This is a genomic window from Vibrio sp. 378 (genome assembly GCF_033339435.1).
Genome location: NZ_JAWOUO010000759.1, coordinates 1 through 616, shown reverse-complemented (window position 1 = coordinate 616; position 616 = coordinate 1). Strand labels below are relative to the sequence as shown.

At 49.2% G+C, this 616-nt stretch carries 1 protein-coding gene; it reads left to right on the top strand.

Going from position 1 to position 616, the window contains the following annotated elements; genetic code table 11:
• Positions 1 to 616 (top strand): tRNA 5-methoxyuridine(34)/uridine 5-oxyacetic acid(34) synthase CmoB (gene cmoB, locus R7Q48_RS28695; protein WP_318133737.1); only part of this gene is annotated, 616 nt, incomplete at both ends.

Sequence of the window (616 nt, the reverse complement as noted above, 5' to 3'; positions counted from 1 at the left end):
GCACTGAACAAAATTCCAGAAGGCTCACCAGATCAAGTTGATATCAAGAACTCTGTAACCATCAGCAACGATACGCCTTTCCATGAAGGCGAACTGAAAAAGCTAGAAAATTTACTGCGTACTTTCCACCCTTGGCGCAAAGGTCCATACACGGTGCACGGCATTCATATCGATACCGAGTGGCGTAGCGACTGGAAATGGGATCGCGTACTTCCACACATTTCTCCACTGAAAAATCGCAGCGTGCTCGATGTGGGTTGTGGCAATGGTTACCACATGTGGCGCATGTTAGGCGAAGGTGCTCGTCTTTGCGTGGGTATCGACCCGTCTCACCTGTTCCTGATTCAGTTTGAAGCGATTCGCAAACTCATGGGCGGTGACCAACGTGCGCACCTACTGCCGCTGGGTATTGAGCAACTGCCTAAACTGGAAGCGTTTGATACCGTGTTCAGCATGGGTGTTCTCTACCACCGTCGTTCTCCACTTGACCATTTGATTCAACTAAAAGATCAGTTGGTTTCTGGTGGTGAGTTAGTATTGGAAACCTTGGTAATCGAAGGCGATGAAAACGCAGTACTTGTGCCGACCTCACGCTACGCTCAAATGCGCAATGTGT